Origin of the sequence: Pseudodesulfovibrio tunisiensis, from assembly GCF_022809775.1 — a bacterium.
Taxonomy (GTDB): Bacteria; Desulfobacterota; Desulfovibrionia; order Desulfovibrionales; family Desulfovibrionaceae; genus Pseudodesulfovibrio; species Pseudodesulfovibrio tunisiensis.
Map to the genome: position 1 here is coordinate 734309 of NZ_CP094380.1, position 22599 is coordinate 756907.

Annotated in this window: 17 protein-coding genes; all 17 read left to right on the plus strand. The window is 60.4% G+C overall.

All coding sequences use genetic code 11. The features are described from left to right. The first annotated feature begins 234 nt into the window (after positions 1–234). A complete protein-coding gene (locus MPN23_RS03685) occupies positions 235–1506 on the plus strand; it encodes an ICP22 family protein (RefSeq protein ID WP_243546205.1) in 1272 nt (423 codons plus the stop codon). Continuing rightward, positions 1482–2576, plus strand: coding sequence for a N4-gp56 family major capsid protein (locus MPN23_RS03690; protein WP_243546206.1), 1095 nt, complete (start codon positions 1482–1484; stop codon positions 2574–2576). The genes MPN23_RS03685 and MPN23_RS03690 overlap by 25 nt, the downstream gene beginning before the upstream one ends. A gap of 63 nt (positions 2577–2639) precedes the next feature. Then, complete coding sequence (locus MPN23_RS03695) at positions 2640–3263, plus strand: hypothetical protein (protein ID WP_243546207.1); 624 nt, start codon at positions 2640–2642, stop codon at positions 3261–3263. Positions 3264–3277: 14 nt separating this feature from the next. Beyond that, positions 3278–3937, plus strand: a complete 660-nt coding sequence (locus tag MPN23_RS03700; protein WP_243546208.1) for a phage adaptor protein — start codon at positions 3278–3280, stop codon at positions 3935–3937. Further along, positions 3934–4575, plus strand: a complete 642-nt coding sequence (locus MPN23_RS03705) for a hypothetical protein (protein ID WP_243546209.1) — start codon at positions 3934–3936, stop codon at positions 4573–4575. Before MPN23_RS03700 ends, MPN23_RS03705 begins: the two co-directional genes overlap by 4 nt. 11 nt (positions 4576–4586) lie before the next feature. Continuing rightward, on the plus strand, positions 4587–4976 hold the full coding sequence (locus tag MPN23_RS03710; RefSeq protein WP_243546210.1) for a phage tail fiber protein: 390 nt from the start codon (positions 4587–4589) through the stop codon (positions 4974–4976). A gap of 9 nt (positions 4977–4985) precedes the next feature. Then, on the plus strand, positions 4986–5660 hold the full coding sequence (locus MPN23_RS03715) for a hypothetical protein (protein ID WP_243546211.1): 675 nt from the start codon (positions 4986–4988) through the stop codon (positions 5658–5660). A 1-nt stretch (position 5661) separates the two neighbouring features. Next, positions 5662–7116: a glycine-rich domain-containing protein gene (locus MPN23_RS03720; RefSeq protein ID WP_243546212.1), complete on the plus strand. Its 1455-nt coding sequence runs from the start codon at positions 5662–5664 to the stop codon at positions 7114–7116. 12 nt (positions 7117–7128) lie between these two features. Then, positions 7129–7482 (plus strand): hypothetical protein, encoded by a 354-nt coding sequence (locus tag MPN23_RS03725; RefSeq protein WP_243546213.1) that lies wholly within the window; start codon positions 7129–7131, stop codon positions 7480–7482. Beyond that, positions 7482–9269 (plus strand): hypothetical protein, encoded by a 1788-nt coding sequence (locus MPN23_RS03730; RefSeq protein WP_243546214.1) that lies wholly within the window; start codon positions 7482–7484, stop codon positions 9267–9269. Before MPN23_RS03725 ends, MPN23_RS03730 begins: the two co-directional genes overlap by 1 nt. After that, positions 9266–9472 (plus strand): hypothetical protein, encoded by a 207-nt coding sequence (locus MPN23_RS03735; RefSeq protein WP_243546215.1) that lies wholly within the window; start codon positions 9266–9268, stop codon positions 9470–9472. The genes MPN23_RS03730 and MPN23_RS03735 overlap by 4 nt, the downstream gene beginning before the upstream one ends. Further along, positions 9469–10020, plus strand: a complete 552-nt coding sequence (locus MPN23_RS03740; protein ID WP_243546216.1) for a hypothetical protein — start codon at positions 9469–9471, stop codon at positions 10018–10020. Before MPN23_RS03735 ends, MPN23_RS03740 begins: the two co-directional genes overlap by 4 nt. Continuing rightward, entirely contained in the window at positions 10007–10576 is a 570-nt protein-coding gene (locus MPN23_RS03745) for a hypothetical protein (RefSeq protein WP_243546217.1), read from the plus strand. The genes MPN23_RS03740 and MPN23_RS03745 overlap by 14 nt, the downstream gene beginning before the upstream one ends. A 4-nt stretch (positions 10577–10580) precedes the next feature. Next, positions 10581–10862, plus strand: coding sequence for a hypothetical protein (locus MPN23_RS03750; protein ID WP_243546218.1), 282 nt, complete (start codon positions 10581–10583; stop codon positions 10860–10862). A 154-nt stretch (positions 10863–11016) separates the two neighbouring features. Beyond that, entirely contained in the window at positions 11017–12384 is a 1368-nt protein-coding gene (locus MPN23_RS03755) for a hypothetical protein (RefSeq protein ID WP_243546219.1), read from the plus strand. Between the two features lie 51 nt (positions 12385–12435). Continuing rightward, positions 12436–15501, plus strand: a complete 3066-nt coding sequence (locus MPN23_RS03760; protein WP_243546220.1) for a hypothetical protein — start codon at positions 12436–12438, stop codon at positions 15499–15501. A 10-nt stretch (positions 15502–15511) separates the two neighbouring features. After that, complete coding sequence (locus MPN23_RS03765) at positions 15512–22588, plus strand: MuF-C-terminal domain-containing protein (protein WP_243546221.1); 7077 nt, start codon at positions 15512–15514, stop codon at positions 22586–22588. The last annotated feature ends 11 nt before the right edge of the window (positions 22589–22599 follow it).

Here is a 22599-nt window from a genome sequence, read left to right on the forward strand (position 1 = left end):
TCCCCGGATTCGTCCGGATTTCGCTGAACGCCGCGCCGCATGACGGCCCCGCGTTGCAGCAAGGCCAACCGCGCCAGTCATGGCCCCGTTGCATGGACTCGAAGGAGTCCGGCTTCGGGGCTTTTGTTTTTTCCATCGCTGTCGGCGGGCGTTATCGCCGAGCACTCACATTCCGGGGGCGGTCCCCGTCATCAACCGAAACCGCGCCTTTCTCGGGCGGAAAAGGAGAACGAGATGAAAGTGGAGATGAACGGTGAAGCAGGCAGCACGGCTTCCCGGCCTCAGTCGGAAGGAAGCGGGGTGGAACAGCCCGGGTCATCCATGGAACCTGTTGCGGGCGAATCGCAGCAGCAGGAATCCGGCGCGGCCGAGGAAGGCGGCTGGTGGGAGAAAGGGCCGAGCGAGGATGCCCTGCGTGGTGAAAGTGAAGAGCCTGTCAGGAAGGACCCCGAGACTCCGGGGACGCAGCAGTCGGACCCGTCCCGTCCGTCAGGAGAAGGGGAGCAGGAAAGGCCGAAAGGCAGTGACAGGCCGGAACAGGGCGATGCGCCTTCCGAAAAGGCCAAGCCCGAAGCCGGAGACAGTGAACCCGACCCGGCGGACGAACCGCAGGAGGGCGACAGGCAGGGCGCGGATCAGGAAAGGATGGTGCCGCTCAAGGCCCTGCACGCGGAACGCGCCCGGCGCAAGGAGCTTCAGGAACGTCTGGCCGATGCCGAGACCCGTCTCAAGGCCCGTCAGGTCAAGCCTGCCGGAACCGATGAGCCGAAGAAGGCAGCGGACATACCCGACGATCTGAAGCCTGTGGTCGAGGATTTCCAGCGAAAGAACCCCGAGTACGCACACCTTGCCGTGGAGGATTCCCCGGACGGCGCGCGCATTCGTCGTCGGCTGGTGGACTACGACCCTGATCTGGCTCTGGATTGCGCCATGGCCATTCAGGCCGACAGGCAGCTTCGGGAACAGGTCTCGACCTCGCAGCAGCGGCATGAAGGGGAATACCTGAACGCCTGCATTCGCGAACTCAACGGATTGTTCCCGGAAGGCTCGGCAGGGGGCGAAACCGCGTCCAAGGCCGTGGCCTATGCCGGAGAGTGCGGACTGGACAGCGAGACAGTCGGTCTGCTCACCAGCCCGTCAACCATCATCATTGACCCGGAATCGGGCAAGCAGGTTCATCTCGGACGAAAAGCGGTGGAGGTCGCGGGGTTCCTCAAGGATGCCTACGACCTCAGCTGCTCCACCAATCCCGAGGCCGTCAGGAAGTCCATTGCGGACTCGCTGCGGGCCGAGATCACGGCGGAGCTTGCGGAAAAAATGAGGGGGAACTCGCCCGGAAACATCCTTCCGGGGCTTGGGAGACGGTCCGGGAGGCGGGGAAAGGCCGCAGTCCGGCGGACCGCTTTCCGAAGCCGAGTTCGCCAAACTTTCACCTGCGGATCAGGAACGTCTGCTTCGCGGGGAATAAGAGGAGCTAGATCATGGCTGATACCGAATTTGGCGTGAACCATCCGCTGGCAGTCCAGCGTTGGAGCACCAGCCTTGGCGTGGAAGCGGCCAAGAGCCAGTACTTCTCCAAGTTCATGGGCATGGGCGACGATGCCCTGATCAAGGTGAAGACCGAGCTGGAAAAGAACGCGGGCGACAAGATCACCGTGGGGCTGCGCGGCAAGCTGTCCGGGGATGGCGCCGAAGGTGACGAGAAGATCGAAGGCACGGATGCCGAGGAAGCCCTGAACTTCTTCGACGACTTCCTGTTCATCGACCAGCGCCGCAAGGGAACCCGTTCCAAGGGCAAGATGAGCGATCAGCGCGTGCCGTACAACCTGCGCAAGCAGGGCCGTGATGCGCTCTCCACGTGGTTCGCGGAAGACTTCGACGAAATGATCATGATGTATCTGGCCGGAGCGCGCGGAATCAACGCGGATTTCCATGTGCGTCCGGACTGGACCGGACGTGCTGGCAACGCCTTGCAGGTCCCGGACAAGGCGCATCTGATCTACGGCGGCGATGCCTCGGGCAAGGCCGATGTCACGGCGGACGACGTGATGGGCCTCATGCTCGTGGAGCGTCTGGTGGCTCTGGCCGAAACCCTTGATCCCATGATGCTGCCGTTCGTGGTGGAGGGCGAGAAGAAGCATGTGCTGCTCATGCACACCTATCAGGCCTACGCCATGCGCACGGCCACTTCCGAGAACGACTGGCTGGCCATTCAGAAGGCAGCCGGAGCTCGCGGGGACAAGAACCTCGTGTACCGGAACGCCATGGGCGAATACGCGGACGTGGTGCTGCACAAGCACCGCAACGTGATTCGTTTCGCGGACTACGGTTCCGGCGGTGACGTGGCTGCGGCCCGCGCCCTGTTTCTCGGGGCTCAGGCGGGCATGATCGCCTACGGCGGCTCGACCAAGGCCAACCGCTTCTCCTGGAACGAGGAAACCGACGACCGCGGCAACAAGCTCGCCATCACTGCGGGCTGCATCTACGGCAGCAAGAAGTCCCGGTACAACGGGAAGGATTTCGGCGTGGTGGCCGTGGACACCGCCTGCCACAACCCGAACGTGCAGGCTGCATAGCCTGTGATTGAACCGCCCGGGCCGGAGGGAGGGACTTCCGGCCCGGGCTTGAGAGGAATCCCAATGGATATGCTTTTGCACTACCGGAAGGAGCGGAATCTGGAACTGACCATGCCGTGGCTCACGCGGCCGTATGCGTTTGGCAGGGAGAACGGCTTCACCTGTGCCGTGGATCAGGACGACGCGCCCCGGCTGCTGCGGGAAAACCCGCTCATGTTCAGCGAGGGCCAAGCCTGTGAACCGGATGTGCCCATGCCGGGGACGAGCACGTTGCCCGCATCCATCAAGGTGGAGTTTCAGGGCCGGACAATCGACGTGCCTGTGGAGGAACTGGCGGAATACGCCTTCCGGTCCAGCGGTCTGTCCCGTGACGAATGGAACTGCATGGACGAGGCGGAGCGCAACAGCCTGATTCTGGATGCTGCCGAAGTGCATGTGCCGGAGATTCTGGCTCGGCAGGAGGAATCCGAGGCCCCGAAGTCCGAATCGGTTCCGGCAAACACCCTGATTCTGCCCGAGGGATGCGTTTCCCTGAATGACGGAATTGCCAAGGTGCAGGCCATGGACGGTGCGCAGTGCGACGAATACGCCGCCGTGCTCGGCATGGAGGCGTTCAAGGCTCGAACGCCTGTCGCGCCCAAGCGCAAGGCCATCATCAGGCAGATGCAGGCCATGACGGCCCGATAAGAGGGAGGAGCCTTGTGCAAGCGAAACAGATCATCAAGCCGGTTCTGGATGCCCTGAACGAGGATATTGCCGATCCGGTGCGCTGGACTCGTGAGGACCTGCTCGAATTCGTCACGGACGGCATGTACCAGATCGTGCTTCTGCGTCCGGACGCCAATGCCGTGGTCGAAGCCGTGCCTCTGGCTGGCGGGTCCAAGCAGACCTTGCCCGCGCGGGGGACGCAGCTTCTCGGCGTGGTCCGCAACATGGGCGCGGACGGCAGGACTCCGGGGCGGGCCGTGTCCCTTGTGGAACGCCCTGCGCTCGATGCCGTAAGCCGAATGTGGCACATGGACGCGCCATGCAGCGAGATCGACCACTATGCCTACAACGAGAAGGTTCCCACCGTGTTCTGGGTCTGTCCGGTGCCGGAAGAGGGCGTCTGGGTGGAACTGGAATACGGGGTGGTGCCTTCGGCCCTGACCGGATTGGATGACGAGACGGATTTGGGCGACATCTGGAAGGGACCGCTCATGGATTACGTGTTTCACCGCTGCTACGGCGTGAACGCGTCTTCTCCTGCCGATCTCATGAAATCCAAGGAATACCTTTCCCGCTTCTACCTGTCCCTTGGCGAGGAAGCCAAGGCGCGACTGGTGTTCAACCCGAATGCGGAACAGGGGAGCGCGTCATGAGCATGCCCTTTGTCGGCTGGCGGGAATTCCTTCCCCTGATTCAGCTCAAGGTGCCCAAGTGTCCGGTCCCGGTCATTGTGCAGGCCGTGCGGGGCGCGGCGCGGAAGTTCTGTTCCCGGACGCGGCTTTGGACGCATCGGTCCGAGGCTACGGACATATTGGCCGGACACGCGGATTACGCCTGCGCCGTGCAGGATCGGAACGCCGAGACCTGCGCCGTGCTCAAGGTCGAGATCAGGGGCCAGCCTCTGGAATCCGTGAATGCCGAGCAGTGGCGGGGGCTGGACCCGACCCGTTCGGCGGAACTGCCCGGGAAGTACATGGTCACGGAACCCGGCATGGTTCACCTCTGGCCGATTCCCTCGCAGGACATGTCCGGAGCCATGACCGTGGAAGTGGCCCTGACTCCGACCCTGACCAGTGACAAGGCACCGTCCTTTCTGCTGTCGGCGCATGATCGGACCATTGCCGCCGAAGCACTCAAGGACCTGATGCTGATCCCGAACCAGCCATGGACCGATCTGCAGATCGGCATGGCGCACGGTCAGGATTTCATCCGGCAGGAGAACCGCGCCAGAATAGCCGCGTCCAGAGGCGGCACCAACGCCCGCTTTCGCGGCGGCAAGATGGGAATCTAGGAGAGTGCAGCATGGGCAAGAGCATCTATCTGAGCAACAAGCTGTTGAACCACGTTCTGCGCGGCACTGCCTACGCAGCCCCGGCAGGCGTGTTCATGGCCCTGTTTCTGGACATGACGGACGTGGAGCAGGCCGGAGACCTGTCCCATGAAGTGGACGGAGGCGGATACGAGCGGCGGAAGGCCACGCTTCCGGCTCCGGTGAACGGCGTGATCACGACCGACACGGCAATCACGTTTCCCATTGCCACGACGGATTGGGGAACGGTCACGGGCTGGGCGATCATGGATGCGCCCACGGGTGGCAACGTGCTTTATGCCGGGGATTTCCCGCAGGCAAAGCCCTTCTATCAGGGCGACACGCCGCAGGTGCCCGCAGGCATGACCATCAGCGAAGAATAGGGAGAGGATATGGGCGCAGTCGGCACTTTTCTCGCCGGAACAATTCCCTTTGCCGGGGAACATGTTGTCGGAGCGTTTCCGGGCCGGGCTGATGGTTCGGCCCGGGGGGCGTCCCGGCTGAATGGTCTGCGCAGGCTGCCCCTTGGTGTGGACGGTCATGGCGAGAGCGTGGCCGGAGTGTGCGGCGTGCGTTGGCTGGTGGCGGCTGGCAGCGGCGTGGCAACGAGTTCGGCTGTCGTGACCTGTCTCAAGGAACTGAAGGCAGGCGTTTCGGGAAAAAGCCGCTCGGAATCCCTGCTTGCGGCTGTCCGGGGTCTGCCCGTGCTTGCTGCTGGAAAGGGCCGCGGCATGGGGCCGATCATTGTGTTTCGGGTTCTGCCCGTGAACGGCCGTGGGCAGGCAAGCCCTTTGGCTGTGCTGCATGGCGTGCGGATTCTGGTCTGCGCTGCCGTGTCCGGGGAGACGGACGAGTCTGCCTTGCTGGACGGAATCCGGGGGCTGGAAGTCGAGACCAGGGGCGTAGGAAGGCTGTGCGCGGAACGGCTGGTCCGGCTGGTCTGGGGGCGCGCCGTGGCTGTGGCGTTTCAGGAAGGGGAAGCGGCCCGGCCTGTTGTCTTTCAGGGTGTTTTTGATCGTGATCCGGGCGAATCCGGCCCGGTCATAGTTTTTCAAGGAGTACTTTAACATGGGCGTGCAACTCAGGAATAGAGCGGTTTCCTCGCTGCTGACCGGAATCGGAGCTGATGATGTCACACTGCGGGTTCTGGATGCGGATGCGGACAGGTTTCCGGCTCTGGATTTGCCAAGCGACTGGTTCGTGGCCGCTCTGGTGGATACCAGCCACAACACGGAATTCATCAGGGTGACAGCCCGAAATGCCAATCTGTTCACAGTGGAGCGCGGGCAGGAAGGCACCGTGGCCCGGGCCTTCTCTGCCGGAGATCGCGTGGAACTGCGCGTCACGGCTCAGGCATGGGAGGGACTGGCCCGGAACGACTGGCACCGCCCTCTGGATGCTGCGGGAAACGTGGTCGCGCCCAAGCTGCTGAATGCGGCCTCCTTTGCCCTCAAGGGAGACTGGTCCGCGTTCTTCCCGGTTCATCGCGCGGTCCGCGTCTTCCAGAATGCGGACGCTGCGGGCTACGTGGCCTCTTCGAACTACGAAGCAAGGGCTGGCAGAACCGTGGTGAGCGTGGCCGGCCTTTCCCTTGATGCCGGGCTGGTGCTGGTCGAGGTCGGGCAGGACGTGAAGGCCGCCCCCAGATACGGCCATGCCGCCACTGCGGACCATGCAACCTCTGCGGATCGGGCGGAACAGGCTGACAGTGCGTCCACGTTTGGTGGCCGTGCACCTTCGCATTATGCGCTGGCGCACCATGGTCACAGTGTGGACGACCTGACGGAAGTTGTTGGTGGGAAATTTCCCTCTTCTGTTTTGAATATTGCTTCGGAAGACGCAGCCAAAACTGGAAAGGGGACTGGGCTTATGAGTGCGGCCTTGGTCAGGGCTGCCATTGAAGCACAGGCAAAAGGTTGTGTCCCTCACATTGAAATAATTACTGCTTCGCAGACGTGGACTGTACCGGAAGGCGTATTTCAAATCATGGTTGAAGTCGTTGGCGGTGGTGGAGGCGGGAATCGCGCAAAGGACATCGTAAAACCGAGCGTCGACTACACTTCACGCTATGGAGCTGGACCAAGTGGAGCCTACGCTCTGAAGGCTTTGAAGGTAACACCGGGCGCACAATATGAAATCACCATCGGCAAGGGAGGACGTGGCAATGGTTCCAATGGTTTTTGGGGGGACAAATACTGTCGTGGCGAGAACGGAGGAACAAGCTCGTTCGGTTCGGAAATAACCTGTACCGGAGGTGGAAATATCGCTTGTGGTCCGGGGGTAGCTACTGGCGGGGACATAAATCTGAATGGGGAACAAGGCATTCCATGCTCGGCGACCGGTAATGATGGACGAGGAGGCCATACTCCCTATGGAAGAGGTGGATATAGCATGGGGCAAGGGAACGCAAAAGCGCCGTCCGGAAGTGGGTTTGGATCTGGAGGAGGTCCGACTTCGGGTACGGCTACACACGGAAGTGTTGCAGGCGACGGGCAACCGGGATGCGTTATCATACGATATTAAGGTGGCTTTGAAATGTACGCACGAGTTGAAAACGGAGTGGTTGTCGAGGTGGTGGAATTGTCGGGTGACCCGGCGCAACTGTTCACAGCGGAAATTGCTGCCACTTGGCATCTTGCGTCTGAGGAAGTTGAGCAGGGATGGCTCTGGAATGGCGTCGAATATTCCGTTCCCATAGGACCGGAGCCGCCCGAACCGTCCTACGAGGAACAACGGCAGGCGGAAATTCTTGCGCGTCACCCTGTGCCGCAGCAGCTCGAAGCCTTGACCGAGGCGGCGGAGAATCCGTCCCGGCCCGACAAGCTGAATGCGCTCCTGGCCGACATTCAGGATATCAAGGTGCGCTATCCCAAGCCGGAGCAGGCGTAATGCAGTTCTCGGTACAGGCGTTTTCCGGGATTCAGCCGCGACTGGCTCCGCAGTTTCTGGATGAGACAAAGGGGCGCAAGGCCGAGAACTGTCGGCTGGATTCGGGCGAGTTCCGGGCCTTGGCGCGTCCCGGAATCGTGAATCGGCTGAACATGGGCGGCGTGCAAGGCGTGTACTATCATGACGCACCCATGCCGCAATGGCTGGCGTGGACCGAACCTGTTTCCGTGTGCAGCGGGTTTCTGGCAGATGATCCCAAGCTGCGGACCTATTTCTCGGACGCGGAAGGCGTGAAGATGTTCACGGCAAAGGACGTGGCTCCGGGCCGTTTTGATTCGACCCTGCTGGGAATTCCCGCGCCAACGGCCAAGCCGCAGGTGGCCGGGAACGGGAATGGGGACGGTGAAGCCAGCACGACCAACTACGTGTTCACGCTCGTGTCCGAGCATGGCGAGGAAGGACCGCCGTCTCCGCCGTCCGACGACATTACGGCAATGCCCGGCGAGACCGTGACGGTATCCGGCTTGCTCATGCCCGATGTTGCGGGCCGCAACCGGATCACGGCCAAACGCATCTACCGGGTCAACGTGGGAGCCTCGGGCAGTGCTGCGCATCAGTTCGTGGCCGAGATCGAGGCGGACGTGATCGAGTTCACGGACACGGTGGCGGCGGGCGATCTGGGCGAGGTGCTGCCTTCCAATGACTGGACCGCACCCGTGCCGGGATTGCAGGGATTGACTGCCATGCCCGGCGGATTCCTTGCCGCGTTCAAGGGCCGTGATCTGTGGTTCTCCCTGCCCGGATATCCCCATGCATGGCCGCTCCGGTTCAACCTGACGGTCGGCTTTGACGTGAAGGCGCTGGCGCGGACAGGCAATACGCTGGCCGTTCTGACCTGCGGCGTGCCTTCCGTGGTGGATTGCACGGACGTTTCCATGATGACGGTGCGCGATCTGGAAGGCTCGGCCCCCTGTGCGTCTGCGCGGGGCGTGGTTTCCACGCAGTACGGCGTGATCTATCCGGGCTTGGACGGCCTGTATCTCATCACGGCAGCATCCACGGCTGCCCGGAACGTTTCCCGGCAGATATTCTCGGATGAGGACTGGAACGCCATGCGGCCCGAGACCATGTGCGCGTTCTGGTTTCAGGATCAGTACATCTGCTTTTTCGAGGGTGGCCGTGGCGAACGGCGCGGTTTCATCTTCGAGTTCGGGGAGCCGCCCGTTGTGCGCGAACTCGGGTTTCATGCCGTGGCCGGAATGGTCCGGGAAAAGGGCAACACCCTGTACCTCGCCTGCGAAAACGGGGCAGTGACCGAGATTGCGGAGTGGGCTGCATCGCCGTTCACCTTCCGGTCCGAATTCCGGTCCCGGGAATTTCGCGCGTCCTTTCCCGTGAACATGGCTGCGGCACAGGTCGAGGCCGATTACCTGTCCACGATCACGGAAGAGGAGTTCGAGCAGCGCAGGCGCGAACTGCTGGCCTCCTATGCCGATCTGCTTTCCCGTGACGACTATGGCGGGGCGGTCGGGGATTCCCCGGCCGGTGAGCATGTGTTCGGCGGGGATGTCATGGATACCGTGAATGTCCCGTATTCCGAATGTCCGCAGGTGACCTTTCAGCTCTGGGGCGATGGCGAGCTTCGCTACACGAGGAATGTATCGAACGATCGACCTTTTCCCCTGCCCAAGGGCTACGCGGCCCGGCGATGGGAGTTCGCTGTTGCGGCGGACGTGCCCGTGTCGGCGATTCGCATTGCCCCGTCCATGCAGGAGCTTGCGGAATGAGTTTCACTTCCATGCTTCCCGAAGTGCGCGGGGACGGTGTGCCCATGTGGCTGGCGAGGTTCCTTCGGGCGTTGCGTGCCTCGTGGCAGCAGCGGATGCAGGGCATTCCCGACAGAATGCGCAAGGTGGTCACGTTTCAGGATTTGGTGGACCTCGGACTTGTTCCCGAGGACAGGGCGAGAAAGCAGGCGGAACGCAAATGAACAGCAGATTCTTCATTTACCCGTATTGCGAGGCGGGCGGGAAGCGCACGTTTTCGGACGAACAGATTCGGGGGCTGTATCGGCGCATGGTCGAAGACGGCACGGCTGGCCTCGTGTTCATGGGCAGCGGCATCGACGGCGAGGATGCCTTTCTTGCGGTCATGCAGTCGCCCGGCACGCATCCCTATGTGCTGTTCGTTCAGGGACTGCCTGCCGGAATCGTCTGGCTGAACCGCATTCAGTACCGCTGGGCGCAGATGCATTTCTGCACCTTCCGGGAAGTCTGGGGGAGGACCGCCGTGGAGCTTGGCAGGCATGTGAACCGGACCCTGCTCGAAATGCGGGACAGTCGGGGACGATACTGTCTGGACATGCTCGTGGGCATTCTTCCGGCCCGCAACCGGCTGGCCGTGAGCTATGTCCGCAAGTGTTTCGGCAGGATCACCGGGGAACTGCCCCGGGGCGTTTACAACCCGCAGACCGGGCAGAGCGAGAAGGCCTACATCATCACCCTGACCAGAGAGGGGATTCGAAATGAAAGTGATTGAACGCGTGGTGCTGGACATGGAGACCATGACGGTCCTTGAGGAGGATTCCCACGAATACTCGGGTCCGGTCGCGCTGTGCAAGGGCGGAAGCGGCGGCTCCACCACGACCGTGGACAAGGAATACAACAACCGCATGGCCACGCTTTCCGAGGAGCAGCAGGACTGGGCGCGGGAATACTTCAACTTCTGGAAGTCCGACTACAAGCCCGTGGAGTCCGCCATGCTCGAAGCGAACAAGGCCGAGATCGCGCAGAAGAAGCCCGTGCAGGAAGCCTTCTACAGGCAGAGCCTCGAAGGAGCCGATCCTGCTGCCCGGGCCATGCAGGCCGGGGCGGATGTGACCCATTCCTTTGCCAACGCCAACGAGCAGATGGTTCGGGGTGCCTCGCGCATGGGGCTTGATCCCACGTCCGGGAAGTTCGCCTCGGCAATGACGGGCATGACAACGGATCAGGCCGCCAAGCGGGCCGGAGCCATGACCATGGGCCGCAGGACTGGCGAGGATGATCAGTACAAGCGTCTGGCTACGGCCATGGGCATGACCAAGGGGGAGTAAGCGAATGTACAGAGTGATGAATCCGGCGGACAGGGCAACGCAGCAGATGCAGGGCGCGACCAGCACCATGGGGTCCTTGCAGCAGAAGCGGGACGTGAAGACCACTGTGCCGGGCCATACCGCTGGCGGGGCTATTGGTGGAGCCTTGGGCGGTGCCGTGGCCGGAGCAGGTGTCGGCTCCATGATGGCCGCGGAAGGCGCGACTGGATTGATGGCGGGAATCGGTGGTCCGGTTCCGATGCTCATCGGCGCAGGTCTGGGCGCGGCAGCGTATCTTTTTTCCTGACAGGCTGTCCCGAAACGGCGATCTGCGGCGTTGCGTCGAAAAGTTCAAACCCTCGCGTATTGCCTCATACGCATCGGCCTTGAACCTTTCTCGCGCCTTGCATCTCACCATTTCGGAACAGCCTGTGTTTTCAATGGACAGATAGGAGGTTGAAATGCCTGATCAGTACGGACGGTTTTCCATGCAGGACGGCATGAAGATAGGGGCGGACATTTCCGCCATGATGAACGCAAACAAGCGAAACGAGCTGCGTGACGAACAGCTGAAGGAAATTCGGCAGGGCAGACAGGACCGCGAAGAGGTCGGGCAGGGCTTTGCCGCCTTGCAGAACGGGCAGGACGTGCCTGAAAACCTGTCTCCGCAGAATCGTGTGGCCGCGCAGGGACTCTATGCCACATCCCTTGGGCATGGCGATGCCATTGCCACGTCGCAGGCCAATGAGGCCGCACGCAAGTATGCCGAGGAATGGAAGCGGAACGGCGGTGACGTGAACAGGCTCCATGCCCCGTCCAATGCGGCGGAAATGGCCGGACAGAGCAGTTTCTTCAGGGGGCTGACCGACAACGAGGTTGCCCGCGACCAGCTCAGAAAGGCGCAGATGGGCCGCATCAGCCAGCAGTATTCCACGTTTCGGCCTCATGCCATTGAAGCCCTGAAATGCATTCAGGCCGGGGACACGGCCGGAGCCCGTCCGCACATCGAGGCGGCAGGCAAGGCTGCGCCCATTCCGTACCGCTACAAATGGGATGAAGGTTCCGGCTTCTATGTCGAGGAGTTCCGCGACAACCGGACAGGCAGATGGGAGCAGAATCGTCATGTGACCGAGGAGGAAGCTGCGCAGGCCCTGACGCAGGTGATGCGTGGCGAACAGGTGTCCGAGTCCGGACATACGGTCAATCCCTATTTCTTCCAGACCGCGTTGAATTTCAACGAAGCTACCCGGCACGGCAATCTGGAGGCTCGCAATGATCCGTCCCACTGGCTGACCCTGCGTGACAGGAAGGGGCGCGTGTTCAAGGCCGTACCGCAGAACAACCTGTGGGATCATGACCGGAGCACGGACTACATCCTCATGGACAGCAGCGGCAAGATCATCCGGAATGCAGGCAAGCAGGCCGGGAATCGTGATCCGCATTCCGGCACATCCTCGGAGGCTTCGCAGAACTCGGAAATGTTCAGCATGGATGAACTGAATGCCCGTGGCCTCATGCCCGAGAATCTGGAACGCGCCAAGTCGCTGGCCGAGATTGCCAAGACCCGGCAGCAGACCGCGACAAGCAAGGCTCAGGAGGAGCTTGTCCGAAAAGGCGGAGGCAAGGGAAAGCCGTTTTCCCTTTCGGACCAGAAGGCAATCTACGGGGCCGTGGCTCAAGCCTTCGGGCATCAGGCTGATTTGAACGGGGAATATCCGATGGACAACGAGGTGGCCCACGCCACGGGCCTTGTCATGCAAAAGGTCGCGCAAGGTGTGCCGCTGTATAAGGCTGTGGCTGAACTCAAGAAAGCTCTCGACCACAAGTAACGCGGTAAATAATAGCGGTGGCACGAATCGACGTTGGACTGGAGTTGAACAATGGGTATTTATTCCGACAAGGAAATCGACGAGCTTCTGGGCAATTTTTCCCCTGACTGGCGAAAAACACTGCTCGGTCGCGATCCCGAGGTTGAAGCCGAGAACAAAAAGGTGGGGGATTACGTCTCGTGGTACAATCAGACGAATCCTGACAAGCCTATCTCTATCGAAGACATCCCTGACCGAAGTGGATTTTGGGGTGGAGCATCCGAACTTGTACACGGAATCGGTCATGCTGTTGTGGATCAGTTTCCCGAAGACGTGGCCCGCATTTCTCGTGGTGGCGATGTCGATCCGGAGACGGACACATGGGAAGATCGGTGGATTGCCGAGCAGAAGAAGGACCGAGCCTCGCGTGTTCTGTCCAGACAGGTCATTCTTGGCGACAAGGTAAACGAAGCTCTTGCTCAAGGTCCGGCAAGTGTCGTGACCAGTGCGGCAACCGGTGTGTCCGGTGCTTTGGGAGGTGGGAAAATAGGTGCTGCCATAGGTGCTCCCTTTGGGCCTCCGGGAGTCGCGGGGGGTGCTCTTGTCGGCAGCATGGTCGGTGCCGGAACAACCTCGGGCGTGGCGTTCTACCGGCTGGCGAAAGACCAGTTCCTTGAGGAAATGTACGACCTTTCCAAAAAGAACAACGCCGATTTGACCCCTGAGGAATGGGAAGAGATCAAGAAGGACATTGATGATGAGGCAACCCAGTACGGTTTATGGGAAGCCGGACCGGAAGCACTCTCTCAGGCGTTTACTGCGGGCCTGTTCAAGGGCGTTGGCGGCAAGCTTCTGGGGAAAATACCCGGTGTTGCCAAGGTCACCGAAAATATTTCGAAGCGGGCGTTGACTCGCGCAGGCGCGAAAATCAGCGGGGAACTGGTCGAGGAAGAAGCGACCGAATTTGCCACGTACATGGGGCAGGAGGGCATCCGGAAGGATATGGGACTCCGCAAGGATGACCCGAGTCTGGGGGAGTTCGTTGATACTCAGGCCGGTCCCGTTGCGGTTGGTTCCGCTTTGCAGTTGGGTGCCCACAAGGTTGGGGCAAAGCTTTATGATCGGCTTTCCGCCAAGGGAAAGGAAACGGCCGAAGATACTGCGCCAAGCATGCCGGAGGGGTCTTTGGCCTTGCCTTCTGGTGAAGCCAAGGCATTGCCTTTTGTCATTCCCCAGCAGACGGAAAAGACCGGATATGGCCCTATTGTTGTACCTCCTCAGGGAATGGGGGGAGGCACGGCGTTGCCTGATGGCGGTCCGGCCCCACGCGCTTTGCCGCAGGCTCCGAATACCTATCCGCCAATCCCCGTGGGGGAGCCTCGGAATGGTGACCCCATCGAGACATACAGCCCGAATTTCGAGACAGTCTATACTCCGGATCATGAACTGGTGCCGGATGCGCAGCGGCGTGATCTGCCCGTTCCGTACAAGGGCAGGCGACAGGCTGTGGCGGTTGTACAGCCCGACTTTCCCGTCCGTCAGAGTGAGGCGGAGAATCCTCGGGAACAATCTGCTTTCGAGTCCGTGCCTGACGGTGTGGTGGTGCGTTCTTCCGGAGAACCCTATCGGGCCAAGGGCGCGGAAGTCGCGGCCAAGGCGCGGACCGAGCGGACCGGAAAGCCTTGGGAGACTGTGGAATATCAGCCCGGAAAATGGGGTGTGCGGGAAGCTCCGGTGAAGGCTCTGGAGGAAGTGGTTTCTTCATCTGAAAAGGAAGAGGCTGCTCCTTTCGAGAACGCTTGGGATATGCCCGAAGGGGAAATTGTTTCGCCGCATGAACCGCTGAGCACTGAACGGAGTCCGCAGGCACAGGTGCAGGAAAGTCGTGATCAGGAGTTTCCTGAACCAAAGGTTGAACCCCTTGCTCAGGCGATTCCCGAGGGAATCAGGGTCAAGAGCGATGGAAAGCCGTACAGCAGAAAGGGCGCACAGCTTGCTGCCACGGGAAAGAGCCGCAGCAGGGACGGCAGGCAATGGGAGCCTGTTCAGATCGAAGGCGATTCCTGGGGCATCAGGGAAAAGGTTGAGCAGCCTGCTCCCCGGTACGTTGAAGATGCGGAAGTCCTTGCACGGGAATACGCGGAACAGGGCAAGACCAGAGAACAGTTTCTTGAAGAAGCACCCGAGGCTCTGGGATGGGTCCATACGTCCGACAAGGGAACTTCCACAACGGTTGACGATGAGACCGTTCGCGAGTCCTTCAGGCAGGCTGGCTACTCCAGACCCGGGAATATTGCGGAGGTCTGGCAGCGTTCCGGCGCGAAGGTCAAGATTGACAAGGCCGAACTCGCAGATATCGAAAAAGCGGCAAAGCCCGCCGACACACCTGCTCCCAAGGCAAAGCCCAAGAGCGACGACATTCCTCCCGACAGGTCCTACAAGCTCCTTGGCAGAAACCGGGACAACAGGAATGTCTACGCGGACGGAAACGGCGTGCGGGCCGTGGAGGAACTGCCCGACATCCTGACGAAGCAGTCCGTGTCCATGACTCCCGGCGGTGGCATGCATGATTCTGCGGAAACGCTGTACCAGCGTGGCAAGCATGAGTTCCTGACGAAAGAGGAAGTCGCACAGTACGAGGCTTCGGACAACTCCGGGCAGTTGCCCGACGATATGAGCGGTGATATCCTTGAACCGCAACATGAGGAGAGCGACCATGACAATGGACGAAATCGAACACACGATCACGAATTTTTGGTGGGGGAATTATCGGAAGATCGTGAAGCAGATCGGGCCGGAAGAATGCCGGGCGCAGAGGAAGGCGTTGGCCAGAATGACGCTTCGCGAGATGGACGACCTGATGAAGATCGGTCTGGACGAAGCCACGGCGTGGACCGAAGCGCGCCACATCTGTCTGGTGCCGCCAGTGGTTCCCGACCCGCAGTAGCAGGCCCCACCAGTCCCGGCAAATCCACGCGGGACATTGAGCGTGCCAAGGAAAATCCCGGCAATTTCTTCATCGAAGAGGATTTCGGTCTGGGGCAGGGGACGGACAGCCAAAAGATCAGGAACAACCTTGAGGCCATCCGCATCCTTCGCAGACTTCAGGAACAGGATCGCCCGCCCTCCCCGGGATGAACAGGCGGCCATGGCCAGCTATGTCGGCTGGGGCGGACTCAAGTCGGTCTTCGATCCCAAGAAGGCCGAATCTTCCGACCTGTACGGACGAGCTCAGCGCGAGCTGAAAAAACTCCTGTCCGAAGACGAATACCGCGACGCATACGCTTCCGTCCGCAATGCCCACTACACGGCAAGGGGCGTGGTGGATGCCATGTGGCGCATGTTCCGTCTCATGGGCTTCAAGGGTGGCAGAGCCCTTGAACCGTCCGTGGGAATCGGCAACTTTCTCGGGCTGCAACCCCGGGACATGGCCGCAGCCACGGAATGGCATGCCGCCGAACTCGACACGATCACTGGTCAGTTGGCCGCAATGGTCTATCCCGAAGCCAACATCATGGTCGGTACCGGATTTCAGGACGCGCCATTTGCTGACGGCGTGTTCGACATCGCCATAGGCAATCCGCCCTTTGGCTCCAATGTCGTGCGGGATGGTTCCGAACACCGGAAGCATCTTTCCGGCATGAAGATTCACAACTACATCATCGCCAAGACCGGCATGCATCTTCGCCCCGGCGGCGTCATGGGCATGGTGGTCACTCACCGCTTCCTTGATACGGCCAATCCGGAAGCAAGAAATGTTCTGGCAAAGGACTTCAAATTCCTCGGCGCGGTCCGCCTGCCCAACGATGCGTTCAAGGCGAACGCCGGAACCGATGTCGTGACGGACATCATTCTTCTGCAGAAACTCCGGGCCGATGAGAAGCCGGAACCGGGGGCCGCGTGGCTGGACACCTCGGGCCAGCTTGAAGACGGCATTCGCGTCAATCGGTATTTTGCGGAAAATTCCGGCCATATTCTCGGCAAGTCGGCAATGGACGGGTCCATGTATGCCCGTGGTGCGGAGGAGTACACGGTGCATGGTGACGGGCGCGACGTGGGCAAGGCCATTGACGAAATCCTCGCCGGTTCCCTTTCCGGACTGTCCGGCATTCTGGACAGGACTGCCGCTGACATGGACCTGGCTCCGGCCATGCTGGAACAGAGCGACATTCCCATTGGCGGCATGATGCTCGATGACGAAGGCCGAATCCTGCGTCGGGAAATGGATGATGAATCCGGCAATGCCGTTGTGACGGAAGTCACGCCGGAAACGCCATGGAGCGATCAGGCTGCGGAATGGGAGTCCTTGGCCGATGCTGCCGAGGAAATCAGGACAAGAGCGCAGCAGGGGGATGTCCCGGAAGCGATCCTTGCGGAGTTCAACGAGGCCGCGCAGGTCGCCTACAATCAGGGCATGAAGGAAAAGCCGAAGCCGACCAGAGCCGAGGCCTCGGTCTACCGGATCAGGAATGCCGTGGAAGCGCAGGGAAGTCGCCTGAAGTGGGACTACGAGGACGACCTTGAACAGGTGCGCCGGAACTACAGCCGCAAGAAGCTGGGGACAAGGGGGCATGCCGCCTTGAAGGGCCTGCTGGACCTTCGCAACCGTACCCAGCGACTGATTCAGGAAGAACTGGCGGATGGCCCGAATATCGAAAAGTTCAGGCAGAACTTGAACAGGGCCTACGATGCCTTTGTCGAAAAGCATGGTTTTGTCAGTGCACCCGGAAACTTTCGTCTGCTTGGCGGAGATATCGGCGCGGAAGCCGGGCTGGAGTCTTCGTATGAAGCAGCAATAAGTTCTTCGGTTTCAAAGAAAACCGGAGACAAACCTCGCAAGGCCCACGCCACCAAGTCCGACATCCTGAACCAGCGGGTGAACTATCCGCGCAAGGAGATAACGTCCGCAGCCAATTCGTCGGATGCGTTGCGTGTGTCCATGGTGGAGCACGGCAAGGTTGACCTGCCGTACATGGCCAAGTTGACCGGACAGGACATCAACGCGGTCATTGACGATCTGACGACTGGCGAAAACCCCGAGCTGTTCTTCAACCCGGAAACGGAAGCGTTCGAGGACGCGGAAAGCTATTTGTCCGGCAACGTGAAGCGGAAGCTGGATCGGGCCATGGAAGGCGACAGCACGCGGGACATGGCTCCGAACATCAAGGCGTTGAAAGTGGCCATGCCTGCGCCCAAGACAAGGGAACAGATTCGGCCGAACATCCGTGGCTTCTGGATTCCCAAGCAGATTTTCAAGGATTTTCTGGAAGCCCTTGGAGCGCAGAACGCAAGCCTCAGCCTGCTTGAGTCTCAGGGGCGGATGGTTGCCAAGATGCAGGGGCAGAGCCTTACCGATCTGGGCCTGACCTTCCGTCATCCCGATACGAATCTCGTCAAGCTGTTCAATGCGGCAGCCGCCGGAAAAAGCCTGACGATCATGCGGCGGGACGGCGAGACTTCGTACAAGGACGAGAAGGCGACAAAGGAAGTCAACGCGCTCGTCAACAGGATGGCCAAAATCTTCGAGGACTGGGCGTATTCCGATGAAGGCCGGGTCGAAATGATCGTGGAAGCCTTCAACGAGAAGATGAATACGCATTCGCCCCGAAAATATGACGGCGAGAAGTACTTCAGGCCCTCGGGCATGACCCCGGCCATCCAGCTTCGTCGGACCCAGAAAAACGCGGCATGGCGCATGGTTCAGGATCAGAACGTCCTGCTGGATCATGTGGTTGGTGCGGGCAAGACGTTCACGGCCATTGCCGGAATCATGGAGCGCAGGCGCATCGGGTTTTCGCGCAAGCCCATGATCGTGGTCCCGAATCATCTGGTCACGCAGTGGGCGCAGGATTTCTACAAGCTGTACCCCGGCGCCAAGGTGCTGGCTGCGACTCCGGCCGATTTTGCCAAGAAGCATCGCCGCCGCCTGTTCGCCCGGATTGCGACCGGGGACTTCGATGCGGTCATCATCGGGCATTCCTCGCTCGGGTTCATCGAGGCTCCGACCGAGGATGTCGAGATCATCGTCACCGAAAAGATGGATGCCCTGCGCGAGGTGCTGGAAGAGGCCCGGCGTACCGGGGAGAGCAAACGGACTCTGACGCAGATTCAGAACCGGATCGACAGCTACGAGGACAAGCTGAAGGAACTCAAGGAGCGGCCCAGAGACGAGATGGGTATCAACTTCAAGGATATGGGCGTGGACTACCTTGTGGTTGACGAAGCGCACGAGTTCAAGAACCTCGAGTATGCCACGGCCGGAGAGCGCGTCGTGGGGATGAACGACCCGAACGGCAGCAAGAAGGCCTTCGACCTCTACATCAAGGTTCGCGGCGTCCAGAAGCGCGGTGGCGGCGTGGTGTTTGCCACGGGTACTCCGGTGTCGAATTCGCTGGTCGAAATCTACACCATCATGAATTACCTCGCGCATGACGAACTGGCGGCGCGCAACCAGTTGCAGTTCGATTCCTGGTCCGGTGCATATGCGGCCACGGAAACCCGGCTGGAGTACACGGCCACGCAGAAACTCAAGGAACGTCGCGTTCTTTCCGGCCTGAACAACCTGTCTGCGCTCAAGCAGATCTACGAGCATTTTGCCGATGTGATCTCGCTGAAAGACCTCAAGCGAATCTATGCGGAAGAGGTCAGGGAGCGGAACAGGAAACACGGGACTCATGAACGGGCCGAATTCCCTCTGCCCAAGGTCAAGGGCGGCGGAAGGCAGTTGGATACCGGGGACATCACTCCGGCCCAGCGGGAATTCATGGATTACCTTGTGGCCCGGATGGCTGCCATTGAAGCCAACAAGAGCGATCGGGACTACGCCAGCATAGATAATGCCCTCTGGGTGTTGTCCGATGCCCGCAAGATGAGTCTGGACATTCGCACGGTCGATCATGCCGCCCCCCGGGACGAAGGCGGCAAGGTGGCCCGGGCAGCGGAACGGATTTCCGAGACCTACAGCAAATGGGACGCACAGCGTGGCACTCAGCTTGTCTTCTGCGATCTGTCCACGCCGTCCAAGCAGGCCGCCAAGAATGCCAAAAAGACGCTGCGCGACGTTGCCCATCTGGTCATGGACAGAAAGCGGGCTGCGTCCTTTCTGCGCAGTCTGGGGTCCATGCCTTATTCGGACCAGTGGACAACGCTGTACGAGCGCGTCGAAGCGCTTGTCAGCGACCCGCAGGCCCGGGACGATATGCGCGACAAGGTGGAGGCCTTTTTTGCCGCGAATTCGCCGGAGGACATTCTGACCACCATGGCCGTGGCCGATACGGGATTCTCCGTCTACGACGACCTGAAGGCGGCTTTGGTGGAAAGGGGAATCCCCGAGACCGAGATCGAATTCATTCACGATCACAACACGCCTCAGCAGAAGGACAAGCTCTTCGGCCGCATGAACAACGGCTATGTGCGCGTGCTGATCGGTTCGTCCGCCAAGATGGGGGCCGGGACCAATGCGCAGCGGCGACTCGTGGCCCTGCATCACATGGATGCCCCGTGGCGGCCGAGTGACGTGGAACAGCGTGAAGGCCGGATCATCCGTCAGGGCAACATGTTCTACGAACAGGACCCGGACGGGTTTCAGGTCGAGATTACCGCGTATTCCACCAGCCAGACCTCGGATACGGTCATGTGGCAGATTCTGGAACGAAAGGCCGGAGCCATCGAGCAGTTCCGTTCCGGGGACATTGATTCCGTGCAGGAGGAAAGTTCGGACTCCGACCAGTACGCCGAGTTCATGGCCACTTCCACGGGCAACCCGGTATTCCGGCAGAAGCTGGAGGCCGAACGCAAGCTGGACGAAATCTCCGCCGAAATCGACGGCGCATTGATGTCGAGACAGAACGCCAAGGCTTTTCTTGACCGCTTCGACGCAAATTCCAAACGGTTGCAGAAGCGGGCTCGGGAATTCGGCAATGTTTCGGTCTCCCGGATTCGATACGGGCGGGAAGGTGGCTCCGTGGAGGAATACGCTCAGGCCATGGATGCCCTGACGCGGCAGTTCAACAGGGAATGGGCTGCGCACCAGCTCGCCCTCGAGGAGTACAAAAAGGCGTTTGCCGGATGGGAGAACGCTCCGGAGAAGACCAGAGGCAAGCCGCCCGTGGCTCCGAAGCCGCCCGTCAAGCCGCACCTGATGAGCAGGGAGATGCAGGCCCGGTCCGGTTATGCCCGGGCTGTCGGCAAGGCACTCGGAAAGGCCGGATATGGAAAGACGGTTTCTCTTGATCTGGGGGAAGCCGCCTTGGAAATCTCCGGCGACATGAAGGACAGGGACGGTCGTATCCGTTTTCTCGTGGAGCTGGTCACCAAGGGCGGGGAGCGTTTGCGGCTGGAAGCCGTTCGCGCCAAGGAAGCGGTCAATTCCTCGAACCTTGCCTCGGTCTTTTCCCCGACCACGCTTTCGCGTCTGGTGGAATGGGAAGGATCAGCAGCGCAGACTTCTCTGAAAAAGCTCAAGAAGGCCAAGCCGCGCAATGAGGAGCTGGCCCGGATCGAGGTCGACACCTCGGAGCGGGATGCGTTGCGCGAGGAAGTGCAGTGGCTGGCCAAACAGGTGGCCTTTGCCGAAGCCGAAGCGGACATTGAGCGCGGCAGTCGTCCGAACAAGTTCATCGAACAGGATCGGACTCGCAGTCTTTCCCGGAGTTCCCGGGCCGCTCTTGAAGAGTCGGAAACCATCGTGGCCGAGGATGGCGAAGCCTACCGGACCACGGGTCTTGTTGCCGGGAGCGCAAGACAGGCGGTTCGAGAGCGCGACGGGATGCCTGCCGTGCTTCTTGAACGCAGACAGGATGACGGAAAGGTCTTTCAGGCAATGGTGCAGCCCGAGTCCTTGCGGGAGGAGGGCGTTTCCAAGCCCGACACGGCTCGTGATGCTGCGTTTTCCTTTGCCAGCAAAAGGACCAGAGGCATGCCCCGCAAGCTGCTTCTGGCGACCTTGCAGCGATTGCAGAGCAAGGCCAGAAACGCTCTGCCGCTGGAAGTGGTGCAGTCCTTCGAGGACTTGCCGGAATCCATCAAGGCGCAGGCCCGGGAAAAGGGTTCCGGGTACATCGAGGCCGCGAACGACCGGGAAAAGGTCTACCTTGTTGCCGAGAACATCGGGTCGGTCCGCCGGGCCGTTGCTCTCTGGATGCATGAGCAGGGCGTGCATACCGGACTGCGGGAGCTGTTTTCCCCGCTGGAATATCGCCGGATGCTCAACCTCGTGTACGTGGCGGCAGGCGGGAGACCGACCTTCCGGCTCATTGCCAAGCAGTACGGATTCGATCTGAACAGCCGTATTGATCAGCGCAGGGCTGCCGAGGAATACCTTGCGCACCTCGCGGAAAAGGTCAAGGCGGATCATGCTCTTGAGGGCCGGGAGATTTCCGCATGGCGGCGGTTCGTCAAGGCTGTGGCCGAATGGTTGCGACGACACGGTGTGAACCTGCGGCTCACGGGTTCCGAGGTCGCGTGGATCGTGAACGAATCCATCCGTGCCACCATCCATGGGCGTTCCCGGGAAAACGGCGAAACCGTGGAAGGCATGGAGCCTGCGGTGTCCTTTGCCCAGAGGGATGCAAAGGAACGGCAGACGCAGGCGCAGGTCACCAAGCAGGTGCAAAGCGATGTGGAGCAGTGGGAATCACAGTTGGATGACTTCCAAGCCGGGAAACTTCATCCTCGAAGAATTTTGACTGTGGGGCAAACTCCTGATGTCCTCCGGAAATTGGGGGCCAGCAATGTCCCTGTGGTCATGTCTCAGCATGTCCTTCGAAAGGCACGGAACAAGCACGATATTCCTCTGGAAGTGCTTCACCTTCTTCCGCTGCATCTTGCGGACCCGATTCTTGTTTTGGAATCCGCGACCATGGCCAACAGTTTGGTTGTCATGACGGAAATGGAACACGCCGGAGAGCATTTGGCTGTTCCCGTCCATTTGGACGTTCAGGGTGGGAAAGCTGTGGTCAATGAGATTGCAAGCATCCATGACCGAAGCGTCGAAAGAGACGGCAGAAAGGTTTCGGGATGGAATTGGGTGGTTGGTCAGGCGAGACAAGGCCGCTTGAAGTATCTCAATGAAAAAAAAATACTCCGAGGTCAGACGCATGTCCAAGCTGCAATTGCCTGGGGCCTTCCAACTCCGGAGTGGAAACAAAATAATTCGCGAAAAAGATATTGTCAAGCCGGATTCCGGAACGGCTCAGTTCTCCCGAGGCGAACTCAATCCCCTTAAGCGACTCCTTG